This window comes from Catenovulum agarivorans YM01 (assembly GCF_000281085.1).
Taxonomy (GTDB): domain Bacteria; phylum Pseudomonadota; class Gammaproteobacteria; order Enterobacterales; family Alteromonadaceae; genus Catenovulum; species Catenovulum agarivorans.
This window is the reverse complement of the sequence record NZ_AJWM01000041.1, coordinates 35,464-55,810: the sequence shown is the minus strand read 5'-3', so window position 1 is coordinate 55,810 and position 20,347 is coordinate 35,464. Positions and strand designations below refer to the sequence as shown.

Here is a 20,347-nt window from a genome sequence, read left to right as displayed (position 1 = left end):
ATTGTCCACAAAAGTTCAACAGGCCCTAGAGTTAATTGTTTTCAACCAACAAAGGTGACACTTTTACAAAATATTTTTTTACACTAGAACAAGACCTTCGCCCAACAAATTGTTAACATACAACAAAAAACCAACACAATGAGAGGGGTTATGGAAACCAGAGCTTTGATATCTTGGGAGGTATTTACACAGGCCGTACTACCGTTGGCCGCATCGGTGATTTATTTGTTGCTTATGGCTTATTTTTGTTTTGTAACGCAAAAACCAATGATAAATAGATTCTTTGTCGTTTTCATAGGTTGTTTTGTTATATTTCTGCTCGGCCCGATGGTAAATCTATTACCCTTTGACGCTGCGCACAGATACTACGATTTATTTAGAAATATCGTCTTTTTTTCGATAGGAATCCCTTCCTTGTTGCTTGGATTAGCTCAAAGTGCTGAGTTAAGTTTGAGCAATGTGACAAAGTTTAGTCCTTTCCTGCTAGGCGCAACTTGGTGTAGCATATTTGTATTGGCCCCGCCGCTCGATTCAATAACCCCAAACGAACTACCTTGGCAAAATGTATTGTTTAATCCACAGCAAGTGTACTGGTTTCAAGTTGCTTGGGTATGTGTTGTTGTACTCATACCTTGCTTATACCTGTTAACTAAAACACGAAAATCCTTGCTGCTGTGTTTAGCCACGATATGGTTAAGTTTATGTATGGCGTTGGGAATTATCTTTAACCAATGGAGTTGGTATTACGGCGGCGCTAGCTTAACTGTATTCTTTTGGGTTTATTTTGTATTTTCTGACCTAACAACCGCTAGAAACTCTCCCATAACAAAGTCTCCTTTTCAAACAACTGATACCGAACACATAGTTGTTAGTAAAATTAAGCATTACATTCAAGATAACTTAACCGCAGATCTCACTTTAGACCTTATCTGCCAACAAATTGGGGTTAGCCGCACGCGTGCTGTACAATTGTTTAAACAGCAAACTAAATTAACCATAAATCAATACATAACGAATACCCGTATTGACCGGGCAAAGCATTTGCTCGTTAGCCAAAATGCGACCCAAACAGCGTATGATGTAGGATTTAATAACCCAGCCTATTTTTCAACCGTGTTTAAAAAACAGACTGGATGCTCGCCAAAAGTGTTTCAACAAAAATTAAAGGCTACTATTCAAACTTAAAAGCATAGGCAATTTGTTCAGGCGCATCGGCCGTTAATTCAATGTATAAAGCATCTGCTTTTTGCTGCCAACTTTTTATGTAGTCGCCGTTTAAACTGCTTACTTTGCTAAAATTTGCCACGCCAATACTGTTGTTTTTAGCCAGAGCGAGTATTTTTAGCGGTTTTCTAGGTGTGCCCAAGGCAATTGCATACAAAGCATTTTTGCTTTGGGTAAAGCGAATGTCGTTTGCTGTGTAATCTACGTGTTTAGTAAAGTGTCCACCACTTTCCATTTGTGTTGGGCCTTCACCATATATCTTCCATGGTCTAGTGTTGTAAATTGCTTCTCCGTTTACCGCGAGCCAATCACCCAGTTCATATAAAACCTCTTTTTGGTCCTGTGGAATTGTCCCATCTGATTTTGGCGATACATTTAACAATAGTTGGCCATTTTTACTAACAATGTCAATAAAGTCATGAATCACCCATGCCGCGGGTTTTACCTCTATACCTTCAACGTAAGACCAGCTCCACTTGGTGATAGTATCATCCGTTAACCAAGGCGCACCGGTTAACTTATCTCTGCGTCCCTGCTCGAAATCTTCAACCGAAAAAGTTTCAGGCATATCCATATCCTTATGCGTCATCATCACCTCCTTTCCCCAAGTTTGTGCTTGATTTAGATAATATGCTGCAAACTCATAACGCTGCTGCTGCGGAATTAAATCAAGCCAAGTATCAAACCAAATCATATCTGGTTGATATTTATTGATAACCTCTTTTAACGTCCCCAACCAAAAAGTGTCTAGCCACTCAGCTTCTGGCACATTGCCATACAACCATTTCAATTTTTCATCCTCAGAACTGGTAGCTAGCCCTTCAACCCAAGGAAAATGAGAATTCCAGAAAAAATGGTACATGTCTAAATGTCCATATCTTTGTTTCGCTTGCTGCAGCGTTTGCCCCTTGTATCTCTGTAAATTTCGGGCATGGTGAAAGGTTGTTATCAACTTAATATCTCGTTGGCGCAATGCGTTTGCCAGCTCACCGGTAATATCCCTTTTTGGCCCTATATCAGCCACATTCCAAGGAGTAATATCACTATCCCATAACGCATAACCATCGTGATGCATTGCGACAGGTCCCGCAAACTTAGCGCCAGCTCTCTCAAACAATTCAGCCCACTCATCTGCATTAAAGTGTTCGGCAGTAAATTGTTCAATCATATCGTGATAAGCAAATTCGCTAGGCTGTGCAAAACGCTGACTATGCCATTGTTTTAAATCAATATGGTATCCTGGTTTATCCCCTTGCCAATCCTCTTTGTTTAAACCAAAGTGCATCCACCTCGGGTACCATTCATTGGTTTTTGCAGCAACAGTATAAGGCCCCCAAGTAAAATAGATGCCAAGCTTAGCATCTCTAAACCAGTCTGGGGCGGCGTAATGTGTGGCTAACGATTTTTCAGTTGGTTGATAGGTTTCTTTAGATGTTGAGTCTGTTTTTGTACTACAAGAAGCAATTAAACTAACAACTAAAACACTGTATATAAATTGTCTAATCATGGTTATTCCTCTTCTAAGATGGACATGAAAAGACTAATAAACTGACTAATTAAAACTTTTAAATTGGGCCATTTTTTTTATAAAAAAAGACTTTTTGTTTAAAAAACACATTTAACAATCATACCAAAGTGTATTAAAGTCACGATAATGACTATTTTGGTACTGCCTTTGCACTAATTAGAATTGGTGGCGTGATGAACATTGAGGCTCAAAAAAAAATTGTATTCTTAGGGGCTACTGGAGCTGTTGGTTCAGTCGTTTTAACTCGTGTTTTAAGTTTTTCTCAAGTCGTGAAAGTATTATGTCTGGGACGAAAAAAATTGATGTAAAAACCCCAAAATCGAACTTTAAGTCAGAAATTATCGATATTCATAACCCCAATACTTATGCGGAGTTAATCCATGGTTTCAACACCGCAATTTGCACCCTAGGTGTTGGTGAACCGTCAAAAGTAACAAAAGATGAATTTGTTGCAATTGATAAAACTGCAGTTTTAGAATTTGCTAACGTTTGCAAATTGCAAGGTGTAAAACACTTTCAGTTACTTGGATCTGTAGCTGTAGATAGCAACTCTCGAAATTTTTACCTGCGCACCAAAGGCGAATTAATTGAAGAACTAATTCGACTAAATTTTGAAAGGCTGAGTATCTTTCAACCCTCTATGATCATAACGCCTAAAAACAGATATGGATTACTACAAGCTTTAGCGCTCAAGTTTTGGCCAAAACTTGATTTTATATTGCAAGGTCAGCTTAGAAAATATCGAGGTATAAAAGTCGAAATATTAGGAAATTCAATAGCCAACAATACTCTAACTAACAGAAGTGGTCTCGAATATTTGAAATATGACGACTTTTTGGCCCTACAAAAATAGCAGATGACTACAACTAAAAATGTTAGGGTTAGTTGTTTTCAACCAACAAAGGTTACACTTTTTGAAATTAGATTTTTTAAATGAGCGTTAAAGAAACTAAAAGTTAACTCGTGCCCAAAAACCGCTTTTACGTTTGTGCTGAGCTTTTAACTGCTCGACATATTCACTGTGATGAATGTGTGTCTGATAGTCAGTAATTTTAGGCGCCAATACAAATAGCTTTTCAAGATATGTTGCAGCGTAGTGATAAGCCTTAGTTCGAGCTGATTGTAAAATATCATCAATTAATGAGCGGTAGCATAAACTAGCTGCTAAAGGCTGGCCGTTTTTTGCAAAATGTTTTGCCCAATCAGGCAAAGCATAGTAGCCAACTCTAGGTAACTCACTGGTATTATTAATAACCTGAACCGCCGCAACATCGGTCGCTTTTAAGTCAATTAAACTGCCAACCCTACTACTAAAATCATCAATTGTTTGTGCTTTTGCGACAGCTTGCCGAGTTAAAATTTCACGCTCGTCTTCACTACTAATTTCAAGCAATGCGGTTAAGTTATGGTGGTTAGGTAACTGTTGATATTGCTGGCGGCGCAGCTCTACTTGCGCATTTACATCGCCTAAAGCTTGATAACATGCGTCTAATAATTTTTGTTGTTCGTATCCATGCCTTTGTGGCCAACTGCCTTGTAACCAAGTTAGAGCACGCTTTGCATGGCCTAAATTTAATAGCATTTCAGCTAAACTTTGTTTTTGTAATTCGTTTGGCTCTGGGCTACCAAGTAAAGTACCTTTTTCAATAAGCTCAGGATTATTGAGCGCTTGACCAACCCCTTTTAAGCCGATTTGTGCACGCAAGGCTGTATAGCCGTATCTATCATTCTCAGGCGGATTTTTCAGCGCATGACGCGCCTTGTTTTCAAAATGTGTAGCAAGATTTTCTAGCTCGCTCGTGCTAAGCAAAATAGCTGTTTTTTCTAGCAAATAATCCCACACTGAATAGCCATTATTGTTAAAGCGTTGTAGCACTTCATCCTGCCAATTTATTGTATTTTTAGTGGGTTTTGTTGTTTGTTGCACTAATCGCAATTGTTTAGCAGCGGTTAACCATGTACCAACAAAAGTGCGATAAATATCGCCAATATAACCACTTGAATCATCGGCTCGTTCATACACTTTTTCATGACTTTGCATAAAAGCATCCGCCAATTCAAATACGGCTTTGTGTTGGGTATTTTGGGAAACTAGCGCAGATATTGAATCTGCAATATCATGCAATTCACTGCAAAACGAACGAGTATGGCGATAATCAATAAAGCGGTTACCGCGTTTAATGCTTTGAATGCGTTTTTTTAATAACTTAATTTGCTCGTCGGCCGATTCTTTACTGGCGAATAGCTCAATTTTTTGTTGTAGCTCAGGTGAGTCGCTATGCAGTTTTACAATAAATTCTATTAGCTCGCTTTTGTCTAAATGAGCGAGCTTGTTGATAAGTTTGTTCACTGTTACTAACCTTAGTTATTTTGTTTAATTATAAAAAATGCTTGAGTTCGACTCGTACACCCTACTACACTATGCCCAAGTGGATTGGGAGTGCCCGATCGGCGTTATAACCTCGGTGAGTGCATCGAGGTTTTTCGCTTTCTCGTAGTTATAAAATCACATTCTACAACAAGCAGCTGTCGTCCGATTCGTTACCAACTTCAAGAATGTAATCGTTTATTAAAGGAAAATTAGCGAAATGCGGTATCTAAAATAAATTCCCCGCCGCTTTCTCCTTGCTTTTGTACAAAATCCCATTTGGCGATAAATGGCGTTGTATCAATTTGCTCTAGAGCAAAAAATAGTTTTTGATACCAAAATGCCCATTCTTTTCGCTTTAGTGTTGCGATAGTGTGTGGGCGAGCTTCATCGCTTATTCTGCGAACAAGATGGGCTGAATTTCTGGGGCGAATCTCGTCTTCTATGATGGCTTCTAAAGACCGAAAGCGACCTTCAACGCGGCTTCTAATTTCGTAAATTTCATCCCAGGTATTAAGCTTGTCCAGTAACATGACGCCCCGCGTTCTCCACGTGACCTTAATGGTCGGCTCTGGATCACGCAAATTATCAATTTCTATCTCAACTAAAGCCTGCGCATCTTCGTTAAAAGGATAAAACGCCAACCGCTCTGTGCCGTTTTTGTGTCTAAACAAGTCTTTAGCCTTTTTAGCATCCTGATTACACACGTCACACAAAGGTACAAGGTTATCTGGGTGGACGGCAAAAATAGGATATTTAGATTTGCATAGCTGATGATCGTAATCTGCGCGCCACTGGTCACCGTCTGGTATTCCAGCTCTAAACGGGGCTAACTCTTTCATCCCACATGCTTTACAGATATTGCCATTGATAGATTGGGCGCGGTAGTCATTGAAATGATCAGTGATGTCTAAGCCACCAGATGCGTTAATAACAGGTTGTAAATCTTTGGTTGCGCAATATAGATAAGTACACAATGACTTTAGAGCTTCTCTGCAAGGCTCGTTCATAAAATCAAACAGATTTCTTTTTGGGGCACCAAAGAACGCTTCTAAATCCTGATTGTCCCGCATCACTTCAAATAATTGCTGTTTTGTATTATTACCAGCCGCTTGTAACGCGCTGAATAATAAATTGAATTTCTCACGAGTCGGAGCGTTACCCCAACACGCATCTCCAATAGCGCTTTGAGTAAAAAGTACTCGTTCAAAGGCATTGGTATCAACCGATTGCTCTATAAAATGTAATAACTCAGCATTGAGCAATCTAAACACTTCAAATCTAGGTGTATTGGCGGCCAAATGGAATAACATTATTGGCTTAACTTCCTTATTAAATACGCTTTTTCAGCTGATAAACCAAGGTTTGCTTCAATCCATTCTCTGGCGTGGTCATCGCCTTGTTTCAACTGCTCACGAATTTCATCTATCACGCTTTGCGAAATCAATGAGCGAAGGTCAAATAGATCTTTAATCAATACATCAAATGACGCACCATACGTTTCATTCTGTGCGACTTTCATGTCAATCAAGCCAGAATTGTCACGGCTAAACTGGTAAACATTATATCGCTTGAGCGAAGAAACCATGAATGGCGAATGAGTTGATATAAACAGCTGAACTTTCTCGTTATCGTTACCGATTGCATCTTCAACAAAGGAGTGAAAATAAGTGCGCCATGATGGGTTTAAATGAGTTTCTGGCTCATCAAGTAAAAACAATACTCTGCTATCTTTATAGATATAAGCCATAGAAAGAATTTGAATCAGCTGTGCTTCACCGTCGGATAAATCATCAAATTCAATACATGCCCGACCGTCTGTTAGCTTTAGCGACATAATATGAATAGGTGATTTCCACTTCTGCGGCCTTTTGGCCGAACGGTCGAAATTATCTTGTCTCAGTTGCCGTTTGGTTTCGCCTTGCCAAAAGTCCGCAGCCAGCAGTTGTAAACGGTAAAGCTTTTCGAACAACACTTGTGGCGTGAAAAAACTGTCTTCCAAAATATGTTGAACACGGCTATCGCTAAAATCTATGGTGATTTCACCCGCTAAATAATCCAACTCAAACTGGTTGAAAAACTCTTCTGAGGTTTTGCCCACTTTCGGCAACGCTTTAAAGTTACATGAGGGTATATTAGCTAAACATTCGATCAATTTAGCTACATCTAACAAAGCCCCCGCATCATGCGTGAACTTACGTAAGTCATAACGTAGTCTCACCGAGTGAATTTTATTGAAGCGTTGTTTCCCTTGCCAGATAGATTGCTGCTGGATATCTTCGAGCATGCCCATGCTAGCCAGCATAAGGGCGGTGGTGTCCTGATCAAAATACTTAAGGCGGGGCAAAGCCGTTGGCCTTAAACCAATGTTAGCGTTATCCCCTAGTGATGATTCTCCAAGTAAAGTTGGAAACAACGCAGGGTGGCGAGTTTGATAGTATTGATAAGCCTCTTTAAATTGTCGGTCAAGCGATTCAATATCCCTTTCTGTAAGGCGCTTACCTTTTTCATTTCTTGCCTTATTAATTCCCGTTAAGCGCTGTTCCCATTGGCGCTTAACATTCATCACATCCAAATACTGAATTGTGTTTTTCATAAAGGCGCGCTGTAGATTTTCGTTTAAGCCGGAGGAATAACCTATGATTTGACTCGGCAGAATTTCTTCTTCAACACCTGAATATTCATGATCTTTTATATCAACTAAGATGCCATCACGATGAACAGTCACAAAACCCTCATGGTCAATTGAAACATAATAGGTACTACCGTATTGCTCTGAGTCGTAAGCCTGATTGGTATAATGAAGCTCAATCGCGAGATTTGAGAACCAATTACGGCACTTAAAATCACTGCGCATAAAACGTTCTAAATAGCCAAAGCTTTCCGCAATCAGTTCCAATAGTTGAGATTTACCGGAACCATTTAGACCGATAAATGCAATGATGTTACCCTGTGCAGTATCAAAGCTAAATGTTTGGTTTGTTAATCCTTTGTACTGACCGTCTAGTGTCAGTGACAGTAAACGCATTAGGCTTTTTTCCTTGTAGCTGTTTTATTCTTGGACCGTTTTTTTACCGCTTCACGTTCGGTCTTAATTTTCGCCAATAATGCCTCGGCGCTGTTGTCGCCGCTGATTAACTCAGGGTTTTGTGCGCGCCACTCAGCGGTTAGTTCACCGCGAAAAGCTTTAGCTAATATAGATTGGGTTAGGTTATTTACCCGTGCTAGTGCAGCATTGGCTTTTTGCTCGATATTATCGGCGAAGGCGAAGAGTTCTTCGACGCGGCGGATGATTTCGGTTTGTTCTTCTAATGACGGCAGATCAAACTTTAAATTCATCAATTCGGTGGTTTCCACACTAGATACTGTAGTCCCTGCTTTAGAGCACTCATCTAGCACTCTTTGTTCTAGCCCCTTTAGTAGGAAGAACAAGTATTCGGGACTGATAAGAGCCAAGTTTGGTACAAGTGCTTTTATATCTTGATTTATAGTCACCGGCGCTATTGTTCTGGCTACTGGAAACGAATGTGCAAGTATTCCACTTCGAGTTACGACTAAAATGGAATTTGGAGGAATCAATTTCATGCCCCCCAAGCTTATCGCTTTCTCTGTAATTTTATCTTGCGAACTCCCAATTAAATCTGTCTTCATATCTTTAGGTGAAACCCAAGGTATATCGCCACCTTCCCAGAAATTTGAATTGCTTTTACTTGGGGTTTTACCTCCAGATATTGCGGTAACCTCTTTCAATCTAAATGAGCGGGAAGATAGTTGCTCGTGAGCTTTAAACACTTCCGTCAATTTACCACTCACAGCGGTGGCGAGCACAGATTGGCGGAAGGTTTTTAGGATTTGTGGAATGCGTTCAAGGCGAGCTTTGGTGTTTTCCAACTGCGCCAGCAGGGTGTCGAGTTTATCGGCAATGATTATTTGTTCGGCTAGGGGGGGGAGTGGAAGTGTTGCTTTTTTTACTAGGTCGCCACTAATATTTTTTACAACCCCACCTACAGCTAATAACTGAAATTGATCCTGAACAAACGAAGAAGATAGCAGATAATAGAAATAATCACTGTTAATTCCTTTTGGTAATCGCAAAGCAAACCAACCATCGTGAATATATCCTTCTATCGCCATAATGTAAGGTCGACCAAAAGACATAGAATTGGATAAAATAAAATCACCAACGCCAACGAAACGAGATTTCAATGCACCTTCTTTAGTAATCATTTCCTTTGTGGTTGCTACATACTTTTGCCCCTCCTTGGTATCACCGATTTTGACCCAGTTAACACCATCTTTATCTGTAACAAAATTTTTGATTGGTCTAGGAGAACTACCACGTTCTACAAGAACTAAGTTTCCAAGATTATCTTCGCACCACCCCTCTGGCATTAGATTCCCGCCGTCGCGAGAATGACGTTGTTCAGCCATTATTGTGCTTCTCCCAACGCTGCTAATAACTCATCTAACTCACTCAGCGCGGCAGTTAATTCTTCTTTCGCTTCACGTGCTAATACACTTGGCTCTGGCAAATCGGCGGCATCGACACTGTCTTTATCTTTTAGCCAGCTAATATCGAGCGAGTCGCCTTTGCTTTCGCTAATCCATTCGCGGCTGAAACAGCGCCAGCGGGAATGGAGCAGTTTGTCATCAATATTCTTATTTTCCGCTGCTGCATCTTTATCAACGGCAATTTCTTCAGCACCAAAGCTGTATTCACCTTCAACACGATTGCTAGTGCCATCTGGTTTATCGCCAAATACTTTTTCAAATGCGCCTAGGTGTGGGTCTTTACCAAAACATTCTGCGGTAAAACCTAAACCTGAATCGCCAAAAGGTGTGCGTTTACCAAAACTTGGCATATTAGTACGTAAGTCGTATACCCAAACATTTTGGGTACAGTTTTCGCTTTGGTATTTATCTGTTGCGCTGCCTTTGGTAAAAAATAACACGTTGGTTTTAACACCTTGCGCGTAAAAAATACCTGTGGGTAAACGCAAAATAGTGTGCAAGTTACACTTATCCATCAAGTCTCGGCGAACACTTAAACCTGCGTCGGAATTTTCAAATAATACGTTATCGGGCAATACCACAGCGGCGCGGCCACCGGGTTTTAGGTTGCGGTAAATATGCTGTAAAAACGCCAGTTGTTTATTACTGGTTTTGTAGGTCAAATCATCACGGGTATTGCTGGCTTCACCACCTTTACTGGTACCAAACGGTGGGTTAGCTAAAATAATATCTGCCTGTTGTAACGCTTTACCCGCATCACCTAGCGCATTACCTAAATGCACTGCGCCTTCATCGTCGCCTTCCATGCCATGTAATAAACAGTTCATTAAAGCTAAACGGCGGGTATTAGGCACTAACTCAATGCCAACAAAAGCTTCATTTTTTTGAAAGTCGGCATCTTTGGCGGATAAATCCATATAGTCATCGGTTTGTTCGCGCATATATTGGTCGGCGGCTACTAAAAAGCCAGCCGTGCCTGCAGCTGGGTCTTGAATAACCTCACCTATTTGCGGTTTTATGCAGCGCACCATACTGTTAATTAATGCACGTGGGGTAAAATATTGGCCCGCGCCCGATTTAGTTTCGCTAGCGTTTTTTTCTAATAAACCTTCGTATAAATCACCTAAACCATCTTTTTGTGCGTTAAACCAATCTATTTGATCAAGAGTTTTGATCATTTGTTCTAAATGGCGTGGTTCGCGTAAACGGGTTTGTGCGTCAGCATAAATGGCGCTAATTAATGGGTCTTGGTGAACAATGACTTCTTCAACTTTATCTGGCTCGCTTGGGTTTTCGCTTTTAATAATTTCGGTACGTTTGCCAGTTGAAAGTGCAAGTAAAATAGCTTTGTAGTCGTTTAATAAATTAATACCTGATTTTTCATTTATATCTGTCCAACGGCAACCTTGTGGCAGCGGGTGTTTTTTTAACGTGCCCGCTTCGGTGTTTTCGTGCACCATTTTTATAAATAAAAGCAGTACCAGCTCGGTTACGTAATCGCTGTAGTTAATACCGTCGTCGCGTAATACGTCACACAGGTTCCAAAGTTTTTGTACTATGTCGTTATTGGTCATGGGGTTCTCTATAATTTTAGCAAGAATTTTAATTCTAGATTTAGTCGTTATTTAATATGTCGATATAAGCCTTGTAAGCATATACGCGGTTACGTTTTTGGCCTGTTAGCTCGGTAACTAAAGCAACATCAGGCTGAGATAATTTATCCATCACTTTACCCGCTGTTGCGGCTGTTATATTGCCGTGCTCTACCAGGGTATTAATGTTAGCAATTGGATATTCAAACAATACATCTAATACTTGCTGTGCCGATGAAGCAATTCGCCCTAACTTGGCAATTTGTTCGCGGTGTGTTTGGCGCAATTGGTTCAGCTGTTGTGCAGTTTTAACCGCTTGATTGGCGGTTTCGGCTACAGCATCTACGAAAAACAGTAACCAGCTTTCCCAATCGCCTGTTAATCTTACTTGTTGCAAACGCTCGTAATACACCTGTCGATATTTTTTAAAAAATACAGAAAGGTACAATAATGGTTCAGTAAGCACCTTTGCTTCTACTAAAATAAGTGGAATGAGTAAGCGGCCTAAACGCCCATTGCCGTCCATAAATGGGTGGATAGTTTCAAATTGCACATGGGCTAACGCGGCTTTTATCAGTGGGTCGGTTGCTTCGGGTACATCATTTAAAAAACGTTCTAAATCAGCCCAACAATTGGCTATTTCATTAGCAGGGGTTGGCACAAAAGTGGCTTCGTCGGCACGATGGCCGCCAATCCATACCTGATTTTTGCGAAATTGCCCAGGGCCTTTGCTAATGCCACGCCCTGATGTCATTAGTGCAGTGTGCAGCTCGGTTATTAACCGAAACGTAATTGGGTGGTCTTCACGAATACGTTTTACACCGAGTTCTAATGCCCCAACATAACAAGATACCTCTTGCACATCGTCCATGGGTACACCCGGTATACCTTCCATTTCATACAACATTAAATCGCTTAATGAAGATTGTGTGCCTTCAATTTGCGATGACATTACCGCTTCTTTGCGAACATAGCTGTAAAGAAATAATCTTGCATCGGGCAATAAGGTGCTAATAGCGTCTAGCCGACCTAAAGCCAACATTGCCTGATTAATGCGGCTTTGTAGTTTGCTGGTTAATTCGAGTGCTGGAATAGGCGGCAGCGGATTAGGTATAAACGCTTTGCAATTCACCCCGCCAGCAATGCTGTCAATATATTGCCCTGTTAGTCCTCGTTCCATTTTTGTCCTTAAGTTAAATTAACGCTGGCCGTTATTTTAAGTTAAAGGCTAAGTTAAAATAAACTGTTTTTTTATTTTAATATGTCGATTGCATCGACATGAATACAAAACATGTCGATATTTTTCAAAAATTTCGACATGAGGAGACTAACATGCTTAAAAAAGGCAATTTTTTATGCTTGTTAAGCACTTTTCGGTGGCCAAATTGCGTCACTGAGTTCGTCTAAAACAATATCAAGTTGATTACCCAACACTTTATCTAGTTGTTTGGCGCCACCTTGTTCTGCAAAACGGTTATTAACAAATTCGCGGTCGATAATCACTTCATGGACTAATTGTTTAGCTAAACGCTCTAACCATTTACGTTGCGCGGGCAACCAGTTGTGACTTTGATATATGCGTTGCATAGCTTGGGCTACACGAGTTTCAAATGGCACAAGTGGTTCGCCCAAGGCGGCACGGCGAATATGGCCAATAATGCTGGCTGCAATGTCTTGGTTAGTTTGATTGCGTACTGCACTTTGTAAATTGGCTTCTGAGTACCCTGCGCCATCTAATAAGAGTTTTACATCTTTTAGTTGTTCGCGGGTTAAGTCGCGTGGCTTATTTACAACAACAGCTAATGCAGCACTTTGGTTAACTTGCTGCTTGATAAATTCATTAAAACTGTCTAGGTAATCTTGTGGTTTTTGGTGCACCCCGTAACTTTGTGTACGTTCTTTAATTTGATCTTCATGGTTTGAGATTACTGGCTGGCGTTCGCTACCTAGTAGTTGGTTTACTTGTGCCAACTGATTGATAAAACCGACATGTTTATTTAAAAACTCAGCCGTTTGTTTTGGACCTATTTGGTGTAAGTGACTGTGTAAGTTTTTAGGCTCTACGCCCCATAAATCGTGCAGTTCTTCTAGCTTTTGTTTTAACTGAGGTTTGTTTTCAGATTTTTTCTCAGCTTTACGCAATACTCGCATCACCTTCTGGCTAAGTTGACTTAACACCACATCAGCTTGATTTTGCTCGGCTGTGTCGCCTGGTGCGTTTAATGCGCGTTCAAGCTGTTCTGGGTCGGCTATTTCTTCAACTAACTGTTCCAGCGTAATGTTTGGGTCTTTCACCAATGGTTTCATGCTGTTTACTTCGCCAAGGGCGGCGTAAATATCTACTGGGTCGTATATACGAAATACTGTTTTGCCTATTTCGTCACAACGGCGTGTGGCGCGGCCGATCATTTGTTCATACAAAATGCGTGATTTTACGCGGCGCATAAATACCAGATTACAAATTTTTGGTACGTCGATACCAGTAGTCAGCAAGTCAACTGTAATGGCAATGTTTGGGTAACGTTCGTTTTTGAACTGGCGGATTAATTGGTCTACTTTGTATGAGTCACCTTTAATTACCGCTACAGAGGCTTGTTTGTAATCTGTACCGTATAATTCTTTAAAGGCTTCATCTAACAGCCTTTTAACCATATCTGCATGTAATCCTTTTTGTGATGGCGCACAAAATATAACAGTTTTTTCTTCACCAAATGGGTCTAATTCCTGAACTAGTTGTTCGCAGATAACTCGATTAAAATTTTCATTTATCACTTGCTTGTTAAAAGCGTCAATTTCAAAACTCAGTTCGTCTTCTAGCTCGGCAAATTCAATCTCACCTGTTTGTGTATTGATAGATTGGACTTGTTCACCTTTTTCAAAATGAATGCCTTTTTGGGTGAGTAAAGTTTCATAGCGAATAGGCGGTTCGTGATCAATTAACCAGTCATCTGCAACCGCTTCACGATATGAATAGGTGTAAACAGGTTTACCAAAAATTTCGCTAGTATGTTTGGCTGGTGTTGCTGTTAAGGCTATTTTTACTGCATCAAAATAATCTAATACTCGGCGGTAACTTGATAAATATTGGCTGGCATCGCGCGTGGCTAATTCACCTTCGGTCATTTCTTGATCGAGCGTATAACCTCGGTGGGCTTCGTCGATAATTATGCAGTCGAACTGATCAAGCGGTGGTGGGTTGTCGCTTTTAAAAATGCGATTAACCATAGCTTGTACTGTAGCTACTTGCACACGGGTTTCCGCTTCGGCGGCCATGTCGCCTAATTCAGCCAAGTTATATATTTTGGATAAGGTGTGGTTTTGCTCAAGTGGCGCTTCGTTAAATGCATCTAAGGCTTGTTGGCCTAACGCGGTGCGATCTACCAAAAACAAAATGCGTTTAAAACGTTCTGCTTTTAAAAATCGGTACATTAAGCCAATTATAGTGCGGGTTTTACCTGTACCGGTTGCCATAGCTAATAAGGCTTGGCGTATATCGCAACTCAGTGTTTTTTCTACCGCTAAAATGGCTTTTTGTTGGTAGTCGCGTAATTTTAAATAACCAAAAGGCTCGGTTTTTAGTTTTCGTTGGGCGTCTTCTTTACTGCGTTTCAGTATGTCGAGCAAACCTTCTGGGCTATGAAAACTTTCTAATGGCCTTTTAATATTTGACCCGTGCCTAATATCTCTAAACCAAGTGCCAGATTGTTCTGCAAGTTGTTTAACAAATGGTCGCCCATTGCAGGAATAAACAAAAGGTACTTTATAATGGCCATCTTCATCGTCTGGCCAAGCTATTGTCATTCCCGCTAGTTCCCATGCACCTTGTAATGGTGAATTTACAGCTAAGCCTTTGCTGTATCGTTCGGCTTGCGGAATTTTTCCAGCTACATTGATATTTTCTTTTTTAGCTTCTACTACTGCTATTGGTGTTAACCCACAAAACAGCACATAATCTGCGCGGCCTTTACTGCCTTTGTATTCAGTAGGCCATTCGGCAATTGCGATATTTTTGCCTTTTTCTGGGCGGGTGCCATTTTGATAGGTCAACGCTTCACTATCTGCTTGCCAGCCAGCTTCAGTTAATTGCTGATCTATCAAGATACGAGTTAATGCTTCGTCTAATTCTATATTCTGACTAGCAGCTTGAGTATTGCGGTTAAGCTGCTGACGTTGTGATGTTTTGCTGTTTTCATCTTGCTCAGCCAATTGCGCTTGCAATGCTTTTATTTTGGCTTCGTATTCTTGTTTTTGTGCTGATAATGCTTGTTCGTGCTCTGTGGCTTGTTTAGCTAACAGGCGCGATTCCTCATCCATTGCATGCGCTAGGCTTTGGTATTCGTCTTTTTCTTGGGCAATCAGTTCGTTAAGTTGTTGGCTTGAGTTAAGGTCTATATTCGCTTGGTCTAAATCATTTTTTAGTTTTTCTATTTCACTTTGTAATTTGCGTAATTGCTCACTTGGGTCTGTTGGCGCAACAAAAGCCCCTGCTTTAAACTTTGTACCCGTTTTGCCAAATGATTGATGGAACCAAATTGCCAATTTTCGCGCGACCATCAAACCATTAATGGCTTCTTTATGTTTGGTTTTGAATCTGTGTGTAGCTTTATTGCCTTCAATTCTAAGGGTATGAAATAACTCCCTAACCACTGGTTCTAACTTTAGTTCACGATTTATTTTGTATAGCAAATCGGCTTGTGAAGTTTGTTCATCAAACTGAATTCCGACTAAGGCAGCAATGTGCTGTGCTAGTGCTTCACCTAACTGCCTGAGTTTAATTAATGTCGTGTTTGGATCGCTATAAAATGCACGTTCAGCAGATGCTGCTAGTTCTACAAAAAGTGGATCGTGTTCTTGAAGGAATCCGAAATTGCTAGTTTGGCTGGGAGACGACATTAATTAAACTCCATTTTTGCACTGCCAGTGCTTATTATTTGTCTTTTGTTTGGCTGTGATTACACTAGCATTATTATGATTTTTCTCAACTTTTTTGTTTAGTTGTCATATAAAAACAACAAAATTATCCAGCAAACATGAAGTAACCAATTACGGAATATCGCTATTTAAACTCTCTTCATATATTCCCCGCTCTATCATTGAGACAAAATTTCAAAATGCCACATGAAATCAAATTGTGTACAATTAAATATCATCTAAATTTATGGTTTGGTTATGAAAGGTTCGATTGTTGCGTTATCTGTGGTCATGCTTTGTATTGTAGGTTTGTTGTCATTTTTTCTTAGGCAGCCTGCTAATTCGCCTGAGTCTGCAATTGAATCAACCAACAGCAATAACACACGCACCGATGCAACTCAGCAACCTGAATCTGTCAATTCAACTAACCCAAAAACCACTACCGAAAAACAAATAAACCAGAGCTTAGCTGAATGTAAAAATACAGGTTGGCAACTTGATAACCTACAACAGATTCAAAGTTGTATTACGCTTTTAACCACTAAAAATCCCTCCACCATCAATGACCTATTAAATTTATACAAAGCTTGGGCCGCATTAGATCTAAATAGTGCATTGGTGCATTTAATGGCGCAGCCCGCTGAGGTTTCTAGCTATTTAATTTATGACGTTATCAGCGCCGCTAGCGCGGATAATTTAAATTCAGTATTAAATTGGCTTGATTCACAAACATTGGAAGAAAGCGTGAAGTCAGATTTATTAATATCTGCCTACGTTGGTGCGAGTGAGCACAACCAAGCGTCGATACTGGCGTTAGCTGAAAACCTATCCGATGCAAACTTAAAAACTCAAATAATGGACAGTATTTTAGTCAATTGGGCGCAAGTCGAGTACACAGCTGTACTGGAGTGGATTGAAGGGCGCGAGCGTTCAAATATGTATTATTCGGTGATAAACAAACTGATATTAAATTTGTTAGAGCAACAACCTGCTGAAGCTTTGTATTATTTAGAACTCATGCCACAAAATCCACAAAAAACTATCCTTATAGCGCGTTACGCACATACAGTGGCGAAACAAGATTTAAATTCGGCTTTAACTTGGGCAATTACATTGAACGAACCAATAGAACGCGCAGCAGCATTAAACTCTATTTTAGATTTGGCGGTTGCTGAGCCACAAAACCATCAATTTGCTTGGCAATTGGCGTTAAACGAAGCAGAACCTAACATGCAGCAACATTTGTTATTGAATGTAGCGCAAAATATCGCTAATCAAGATGTACTATGGCTAGTTGAAAAATTTGATGCTATTCCCAAAAGCAACCAAGCTGAAATTGCGCGGATTATTGTAAAAAAGTGGCGAGAAATAGATGAAGAGGCTGCAAATAACTGGGCTAATACAGCTAATACAGCTAATTCGTTATAAAAACAAACCCGCAACCAATTAACTGATTGCGGGTAAAATAAGCTTATTGGAACTTCCATTGCTGGTTGTTACCATTTCCACAAGCCCACTGCTGCACATTTGCACCATTGGTGGTAGCAGAGTTGACGACTTCTAAACATTTTCCACTGTGTTTTGCTTGTAATTGAAACCAACCGTTACCTTTATCGAGTAATTTAAACTGCGGGTTGGTACCGTTGTAACAGCTCCACTGCACAAGGTTAGCACCATTAGTTGTTTCTTTACCTGCAACATCAATACATTTGTTGTGTTTAGTTTTCATTTCATAATAACCATCACCTTTAGCCACAAAAGTAATATCTTGGTTAGTATTGGTTGCACTACACCCCCACTGCTGCATGTTAGTGCCATCGGCCGAATTACCAGCTGATAAGTCTAAACATTTACTGCTATGTCTCGCCTGTAAAGAAGTGGCACCTGTAGGTGGCGTAGGCGCTGAAGCACCTGAATCAACTGGTTTGTAGACCCTGATCCAATCTACATAAAAAATACTTTTTGCAGGATCTGCAAGCTCAGCAGACGTTGGTTTAACATCGCGCCAGTCTTGATGTTCCATATCAATAATAATATGTAATGGTTTGTTGATACCTGTGCCGTTGGTGAAGTTATTTGGATCAATCATTTGAGGGCCAGAGACACTTCTAACTAAAACACCATCAATGTAATAATCAACATTCCAAGGATCTTTCCAATGCATACCATAGTTGTGATAAGAAACGCGCCATGGCTCTTGCTCATTGTATATCCAAGAGCCTTCGTCTTTTGGTTGATAATCTTGGAATGGTTCGCGAATAAATACATGATGGCTCACATGCATACGACGATCAAACCATTCTTGGCCTGGCCTATCACTACCATAAGCTTCCATTGCATCTAATTCTTGAGTTGAATCAGCACTTAACATCCATACTGCATTCGCCATAGTGTTGTTGGTTGATTTTGCCCGCGCTTCAATATAAAGCGGATAGGTAAATGTTTGTTTTGAAGAAATAATACCTGCGTATACTTTGTCTGTACCTGTTTTTTCAGCAGCTTGCAAAGCCAGTTTGCCTGAATTTGTGTACGAATGACCTGCACTAAATTCAGTATCACCAGGCCCTAACCACGCATTAATATAGCTGTCGTTCCAACGACTGGTAAAAGCGTTTGGTTTATTATTGGCTGAAGCTGTGTAGTTAAAATCATCTGACACAGATTGTATTTGCCAAGTTTTGTTTTGACCTGCTGGTGCCGGAATCGGTACACCATCCCAGTCTGCTGCATACATAGTTGTACTGGTTAGTGCTAGAGAAGCACAGAGTGTGATTTTTTGAAGCATTAATAGAGCCTTCTTTGTGTAAGTGTATTAAGCGCAATTATGATTGATCACCAACAGTTAAATGTAAACAATAAATCAAAGGAATTTTTACACTATTAGAGAATACTCAATTGCCCTATCTCGTTACACCTAACATTGTCATGTGCTCGCAAAGGCCTAATTTTCGGCAATGCACAACAACGACTAAATTTTTGATACTGAGCTTCTTTCTATTAATTTTGGAATGAATTTATGGCTGGTACCCAATGTTTTTTTGCTGCTAGTTAGATCCAATGACAATTTCACAGCATAGTCTGCCATTTCTCGAATTGGATAGTGCATGGTTGTTAAAGCTGGACGACAGACTGTAGATATAGCTAAATCATCAAACCCTATAACTGAGATTTCGTCTGGAATTCTTACTCCTCGATCTTGCAACTCATTCATTGCCCCTACAGCCATATTATCGTTATAAGCTAATATAGCAGTAAATTCATCTGACTTGTTTAACAACTCTAAAACGGCCTGCTTACCACCGTCAATTGTTGGCGCTGCTTGGGCAACTAAACAATTATTTGTATCAATTCCGCGTTTTGCCATCGCTATCTTCGCGCCATGGATTCGATCAAAAGGGTCTGCTATCTCTGAGTTACTGGTAATAAAAGCTATATTGTTATGCAAATTATCCAACAGGTAGCTAGCAGCCATATTACCACCAGTAACATTATCAACACAGACACATCGCTCAGCTATCTGTGGTATAAACCGATTCATAAGGACCAACCCAGGAACCTCTGCACAAAGTTCAAGTATCTTGCTTTCGGCACAGTGAGATTCATCCAACAAAATATTGTTAAAACCTCTTTTGATTAATGTTTTTACCGCATTTAAATTATTTTGATCTTTACCTCTTGAATTACAAATATCAACGGTTACGCCGAGATCATCAGCAGCATCAATCACGCCTGCAGCTAATGTTCCAAAAAATGCTAGCGACAGATCAGGCGTTACCAATCCAATAGATGTAGAGTTTTTGTTAGCTAACGCTCGTGCATTAACATTGGGAATATAACCTGTTTTTTTAATAGCTTTTTCTACTTTATCTTTGACAGATTTAGATACGACATCTTTTCCACTTACCACTCTAGAAACTGTGGAAGTAGACACACCAGCTAATTCAGCGACATGCTTTAACGTTATCACGTTTGCTTTCAACCCCTTCAGAAAATATTAAACAAGTATCCTTTAAGTTGGAAAAAAATACCACTTTTAGAATCTACTCATCATAAAAACACAAATAATGACAACGCAGTCACAATATATTTCCTTACTATACATGCATTTAACAAATTTTTTAAACATCATTTCTGCAAGCGCTTGCAGAAATAAAAATTAAAACATACTATAAACATGTGATGTACAACAATTAAACATTAATTGTAAAACCC

13 protein-coding genes are annotated in these 20,347 nt (G+C 40.0%); 3 read left to right on the top strand and 10 right to left on the bottom strand.

The features are described from left to right. Positions 1 to 414: 414 nt before the first annotated feature. Positions 415 to 1,185, top strand: a complete 771-nt coding sequence (locus WSC_RS0100165; RefSeq protein WP_016953884.1) for a helix-turn-helix domain-containing protein — start codon at positions 415 to 417, stop codon at positions 1,183 to 1,185. Here WSC_RS0100165 and WSC_RS0100160 read toward each other — a convergent pair. Further along, positions 1,172 to 2,731 (bottom strand): alpha-L-fucosidase, encoded by a 1,560-nt coding sequence (locus WSC_RS0100160; protein WP_016953883.1) that lies wholly within the window; start codon positions 2,729 to 2,731, stop codon positions 1,172 to 1,174. The two genes, WSC_RS0100165 and WSC_RS0100160, sit on opposite strands and share 14 nt — an antisense overlap. A gap of 301 nt (positions 2,732 to 3,032) precedes the next feature. Between WSC_RS0100160 and WSC_RS0100155 the strand changes: the two genes are divergently transcribed. Beyond that, complete coding sequence (locus tag WSC_RS0100155; protein ID WP_016953882.1) at positions 3,033 to 3,605, top strand: Rossmann-fold NAD(P)-binding domain-containing protein; 573 nt, start codon at positions 3,033 to 3,035, stop codon at positions 3,603 to 3,605. Positions 3,606 to 3,701: 96 nt separating this feature from the next. Here WSC_RS0100155 and WSC_RS0100150 read toward each other — a convergent pair whose 3' ends face one another. The 7 genes from WSC_RS0100150 to hsdR all read right to left on the bottom strand — a co-directional run bounded on the left by WSC_RS0100150 (position 3,702) and on the right by hsdR (position 16,117). Continuing rightward, the gene (locus tag WSC_RS0100150; protein ID WP_016953881.1) at positions 3,702 to 5,102 is read right to left on the bottom strand and encodes a DUF6880 family protein; all 1,401 of its coding nucleotides are present in this window, start codon (positions 5,100 to 5,102) and stop codon (positions 3,702 to 3,704) included. Between the two features lie 230 nt (positions 5,103 to 5,332). Further along, positions 5,333 to 6,433 (bottom strand): hypothetical protein, encoded by a 1,101-nt coding sequence (locus tag WSC_RS0100145; protein ID WP_016953880.1) that lies wholly within the window; start codon positions 6,431 to 6,433, stop codon positions 5,333 to 5,335. Next, positions 6,433 to 8,148 carry an AAA family ATPase gene (locus WSC_RS0100140; protein WP_016953879.1) on the bottom strand — a complete coding sequence of 572 codons (1,716 nt, stop codon included), beginning with the start codon at positions 8,146 to 8,148 and terminating at the stop codon, positions 6,433 to 6,435. Before WSC_RS0100140 ends, WSC_RS0100145 begins: the two co-directional genes overlap by 1 nt. Continuing rightward, complete coding sequence (locus tag WSC_RS0100135) at positions 8,148 to 9,551, bottom strand: restriction endonuclease subunit S (RefSeq protein WP_016953878.1); 1,404 nt, start codon at positions 9,549 to 9,551, stop codon at positions 8,148 to 8,150. Before WSC_RS0100135 ends, WSC_RS0100140 begins: the two co-directional genes overlap by 1 nt. Continuing rightward, the gene (locus WSC_RS0100130; RefSeq protein ID WP_016953877.1) at positions 9,551 to 11,206 is read right to left on the bottom strand and encodes a class I SAM-dependent DNA methyltransferase; all 1,656 of its coding nucleotides are present in this window, start codon (positions 11,204 to 11,206) and stop codon (positions 9,551 to 9,553) included. Before WSC_RS0100130 ends, WSC_RS0100135 begins: the two co-directional genes overlap by 1 nt. Positions 11,207 to 11,246: 40 nt before the next feature. Then, entirely contained in the window at positions 11,247 to 12,404 is a 1,158-nt protein-coding gene (locus WSC_RS0100125; protein WP_016953876.1) for a Fic family protein, read from the bottom strand. A 182-nt stretch (positions 12,405 to 12,586) separates the two neighbouring features. Beyond that, positions 12,587 to 16,117: a type I restriction-modification system endonuclease gene (hsdR, locus tag WSC_RS0100120; RefSeq protein ID WP_016953875.1), complete on the bottom strand. Its 3,531-nt coding sequence runs from the start codon at positions 16,115 to 16,117 to the stop codon at positions 12,587 to 12,589. 276 nt (positions 16,118 to 16,393) lie between these two features. Here hsdR and WSC_RS0100115 point away from each other — a divergent pair, with 276 nt between their 5' ends. After that, entirely contained in the window at positions 16,394 to 17,563 is a 1,170-nt protein-coding gene (locus tag WSC_RS0100115) for a hypothetical protein (protein ID WP_016953874.1), read from the top strand. A gap of 43 nt (positions 17,564 to 17,606) precedes the next feature. On the opposite strand, the gene WSC_RS23740 is transcribed toward WSC_RS0100115, so the two are convergent. Next, positions 17,607 to 18,920 carry an RICIN domain-containing protein gene (locus WSC_RS23740; protein ID WP_016953873.1) on the bottom strand — a complete coding sequence of 438 codons (1,314 nt, stop codon included), beginning with the start codon at positions 18,918 to 18,920 and terminating at the stop codon, positions 17,607 to 17,609. Between the two features lie 183 nt (positions 18,921 to 19,103). Next, positions 19,104 to 20,114: a LacI family DNA-binding transcriptional regulator gene (locus tag WSC_RS0100105; protein ID WP_016953872.1), complete on the bottom strand. Its 1,011-nt coding sequence runs from the start codon at positions 20,112 to 20,114 to the stop codon at positions 19,104 to 19,106. Between the last annotated feature and the right edge of the window lie 233 nt (positions 20,115 to 20,347).

Coding starts and splice junctions, on each gene's coding strand:
- WSC_RS0100160 (WP_016953883.1), bottom strand. CDS start 2,731: ATGATTAGACAATTTATATACAGTGTTTTAGTTGTTAGTTTAATTGCT.
- WSC_RS0100155 (WP_016953882.1), top strand. CDS start 3,033: ATGTCTGGGACGAAAAAAATTGATGTAAAAACCCCAAAATCGAACTTT.
- WSC_RS0100145 (WP_016953880.1), bottom strand. CDS start 6,433: ATGTTATTCCATTTGGCCGCCAATACACCTAGATTTGAAGTGTTTAGA.
- WSC_RS0100140 (WP_016953879.1), bottom strand. CDS start 8,148: ATGCGTTTACTGTCACTGACACTAGACGGTCAGTACAAAGGATTAACA.
- WSC_RS0100135 (WP_016953878.1), bottom strand. CDS start 9,551: ATGGCTGAACAACGTCATTCTCGCGACGGCGGGAATCTAATGCCAGAG.
- WSC_RS0100130 (WP_016953877.1), bottom strand. CDS start 11,206: ATGACCAATAACGACATAGTACAAAAACTTTGGAACCTGTGTGACGTA.
- WSC_RS0100125 (WP_016953876.1), bottom strand. CDS start 12,404: ATGGAACGAGGACTAACAGGGCAATATATTGACAGCATTGCTGGCGGG.
- hsdR (WP_016953875.1), bottom strand. CDS start 16,117: ATGTCGTCTCCCAGCCAAACTAGCAATTTCGGATTCCTTCAAGAACAC.
- WSC_RS0100115 (WP_016953874.1), top strand. CDS start 16,394: ATGAAAGGTTCGATTGTTGCGTTATCTGTGGTCATGCTTTGTATTGTA.
- WSC_RS23740 (WP_016953873.1), bottom strand. CDS start 18,920: ATGCTTCAAAAAATCACACTCTGTGCTTCTCTAGCACTAACCAGTACA.